General features: G+C 70.3%; 2 protein-coding genes. Both read left to right on the top strand.

Going from position 1 to position 3,875, the window contains the following annotated elements; all coding sequences use genetic code 11:
• Nucleotides 1-1,417, top strand: a 1,417-nt coding sequence (locus C5F48_RS22365) for a cation:proton antiporter (RefSeq protein ID WP_107665942.1), incomplete at its 5' end; no start/stop codon positions are given.
• Nucleotides 1,418-1,619: 202 nt separating this feature from the next.
• A partial coding sequence (locus C5F48_RS22360) for an HAD-IC family P-type ATPase (protein ID WP_107665941.1) occupies nucleotides 1,620-3,875 on the top strand: 2,256 nt, incomplete at its 3' end.

Here is a 3,875-nt window from a genome sequence, read left to right as displayed (position 1 = left end):
CTTCGGTTATCTGATCGGACTGGCGCTGGGGCTGGGCCAGATCACCAGTCTCTATGTCGCGGTCGCGCTGACGTTCTCGTCGACCATCATCATCGTCAAGCTTCTGTCGGACAAGCGCGAGATCGACGCGCTGCACGGCCAGATCGCGCTCGGGTTCCTGATCGTGCAGGACCTTGTCGTCGTGCTGGCGATGATCGTGCTGTCGGCCATCGGCATCGGCGCGCCGGATCATGGCGGGCAAGCGGGCGGTTCGGTCCTGACGGTGCTGGCCTCGGGGCTGGCGCTTGTGGGGGCGGTGGTGCTGTTCGTGCGCTATGCCGCCAACCCACTGACCGAACGGCTCGCCCGTGCCCCCGAGCTGCTGGTGATCTTTGCCATGGCGCTGGCAGCGATGTTCGCGGCCGTCGGTGATCTTGTCGGTCTCGGCAAGGAGGTGGGCGGTCTGATGGCCGGTGTCGCCCTGGCATCAACCCCCTACCGCGAGACCATCGCCGCCCGGCTGGCTCCCCTGCGCGACTTCCTGCTGCTCTTCTTCTTCATCGCGCTTGGAGCCACGCTGGACCTGTCGCTTCTGGGCGCCAACCTGACCGGGGCCGTTGTCTTCTCGCTCTTCGTGCTGATCGGCAACCCGTTAATCGTGCTCGCGATCATGGGGGCCATGGGATATCGCAAGCGCACCGGATTCCTGGCCGGGCTGACGGTGGCGCAGATCAGCGAATTCTCCCTGATCTTCGTGGCGATGGGCGTGTCGCTGGGCCATGTCGGCGAAGACGCGCTCGGCCTCGTCACAATGGTGGGCCTGGTGACCATCGCGGCGTCGACCTATATGATCACCTATTCGCACCAGCTTTACGCGCTGTTCGAGCCGCTGCTCGGCGTCTTCGAACGCAAGGGCACCCCGCGCGAGCCGTCCGAGGCCGCCGCGCATGAAGTCGGCAATTGCAGGATCATCATCTTCGGCCTGGGGCGCTTCGGCACGGCCATCGGGCTGCGGCTGAAGCGTCGGGGCATCCGGGTGCTCGGCGTGGATTTCAACCCGCAGGCGGTCCGGCGCTGGCGCGACCTCGGGCTCGAGGCCGAGTTCGGTGATGCGGGCGACCCTGAATTCATCGCAGAGCTGCCGTTCCGGGGGGCGGAATGGATGCTGTCGACCGTGCCGATCCACCCCACGAGCCTCAGCCACGAAGACACCCGCAAGACGCTGATCCAGCTGGCGCGCTCGGCCGGGTTCTCGGGGCGCATGGCCGCGGCCTCGCACAGCAGCGGCGACACCGAAGCCCTGCTCGGCGCGGGTGTCGATCTGGTGCTGGAGCCCTTCCAGGATGCCGCCGACCGCGCCGTGGAACTGCTGTCCGGGTCTGCGGTTGAGGATCGAACCGATTTTCCCGAGATCGCGGCGGAGGGCCGGGCGCCGTGAGCTGAGAAAACACCATAACGGCGAAGGATGACTGCCATGACCCGACTTGCAGGCAAGATCGCCATCGTGACCGGAGGCGTCATGGGCATCGGCCGCGCCCTGGTGAAAAGCCCGGACTAGGTGGTGTGGCTGGCCACCGACGCGGCGAAGTCCGTCAACGGCGCCGGGATCGTGGTCGGCGGCGTCCATACGGCGCGATGACATGCGCCTGACCGACCCGCACGCCCTCCCCGCCGCTGACTGTCTCGCCGCCCTCGACGCCACGCCCGGGGGGCTGAGCGCGGCCGAGGCCGCGCGGCGGCTGGCCGAGCATGGGCCGAACCGTCTGCCCGAAGCGCGGGCGCGGGGGCCGCTGGTCCGGTTCCTGCACCAGTTCCACAATGTGCTGATCTACGTGCTCCTCGGCGCGGCGATCGTGACGGGAGCCCTGCAGCATTGGGTCGACACCGGGGTGATCCTCGCCGTGGTGCTGGCCAACGCGATCATCGGCTTCCTCCAGGAGGGCAAGGCCGAGGCGGCGATGGCGGCCATCCGCGGGATGCTCGCCCCCCGCGCCGCTGTCTTGCGTGACGGTCAGCGGGTGTCGGTGGACGGCGCCGACCTTGTCCCGGGCGACATCGTGCTGCTGGAGGCGGGCGACAAGGCGCCCGCCGACCTGCGGCTGCTGGAGGCGCGGGGACTGGCGGCGCAGGAGGCGATCCTGACCGGCGAATCCGTGCCCGTGGAGAAGAACCCGGCCCCGGTTGCAGCCGACGCCGCCCTTGGCGACCGCCGGTCGATGCTGTGGTCGGGCACGCTGGTGACGCAGGGCACGGCGCGGGGACTGGTGGTGGCCACGGGCGCGGCGACCGAGATCGGGCGGATCGGCGGGCTGTTGGCGGGGGTGGAGCAGTTGACCACCCCGCTGGTCGCGCAGATCGACCATTTCGCGCGCTGGCTGTCCTTTCTGATCCTGCTGGTGGCGGGGCTGCTGCTCGCCTGGGGCTACCATGTCGGCCACATGCCCTTCGCCGAGCTTTTCATGGCGGTGGTCGGCGTCGCCGTCGCCGCGATCCCCGAAGGCCTGCCGGCGGTGATGACCATCACCCTGGCCATCGGTGTGCAGGCGATGGCGCGGCGCAACGCCATCATCCGCCGCCTGCCCGCGATCGAAGCGATCGGCTCGGTCTCGGTGATCTGCACCGACAAGACCGGCACCCTGACCCGCAACGAGATGGTGGTGGCCGCGGCCGAAACGGCGGAGGGGTCCTTTGCCGTCGGGGGCGAGGGCTATGCGCTCGAAGGCGCCATCACCCCGGCGGGTGACCTCGCAGCGCTCGCCCGGGCGGCGGCGCTGTGCAACGACGCCGCCCTGCACCGCCGGGACGGTCTCTGGATGGTCGAGGGCGACCCGATGGAAGGCGCGCTTCTGGCCTTCGCCGGCAAGGTGGCGGGCGACCATACCGCGCGCCGTCTGGACGCCCTCCCCTTCGATAGCCGCCACCGCTTCATGGCGGTGCTGAGCGAGGGGCCGCAGGGCCGCGTGACCCATGTGAAGGGCGCGCCGGAACGCGTGCTGCGGATGTGCGCCGGCGTCGATCTGCCCCATTGGCACGAACGGGCGGAGGCCCTGGCCCGGCGCGGTCTGCGCGTGCTGGCGCTGGCCGAACGGCCCGAGACCGGGGACCGCATCCATCCGGCCGCGCTGGAGGGCGGGCTGACCTTCCTCGGCCTCGTCGGCCTGATCGACCCGCCGCGCCCCGAGGCGATCGCCGCCATCGCGGATTGCCGGGCCGCGGGGATCCGCGTCAAGATGATCACCGGCGACCATGCCGGAACCGCCGCCGCCATCGCGGCGCAGATCGGGCTGGCGAACCCGCACCGCGTGCTGACCGGGGCGGATCTCGACAGGCTGGATGACGCGCAGCTGGCGCTGGAGGTGGCGGATGTCGACATCTTCGCCCGCACCAGCCCCGAGCACAAACTCCGTCTGGTGACCGCGCTGCAGGCGGGCGGCCTGTCCGTCGCCATGACCGGCGACGGGGTGAACGACGCCCCCGCCCTGAAGCGCGCCGATGCGGGCATCGCCATGGGGCTGAAGGGGTCCGAGGCCGCCAAGGAGGCCGCCGATCTGGTGCTGGCCGACGACAACTTCGCCTCCATCGTCGCGGCGGTGCGCGAGGGGCGCACGGTCTACGACAACCTCAAGAAGGTGATCAGCTGGACCCTACCGACCAACGCGGGCGAGGCGCTGGTGGTGGTCCTGGCCCTGCTGGCCGGTTTGGCGCTGCCGGTGACCGCGGTGCAGATCCTCTGGATCAACCTGATCACCGCGGTCACGCTGGGCCTCGCGCTGGCGTTCGAGCCGACCGAGGCCGGCGCCATGACGCGCCCGCCGCGCCGGCGCGACGCCCCGATCCTGTCGGGCGCTCTGGTCTGGCAAGTGGTTCTGGTCGCGTTGCTGTTTCTGGCGGCGGTC

The organism is Cereibacter changlensis JA139, assembly GCF_003034985.1.
Taxonomy (GTDB): domain Bacteria; phylum Pseudomonadota; class Alphaproteobacteria; order Rhodobacterales; family Rhodobacteraceae; genus Cereibacter; species Cereibacter changlensis.
This window is presented reverse-complemented; position numbering and strand designations above follow the sequence as displayed.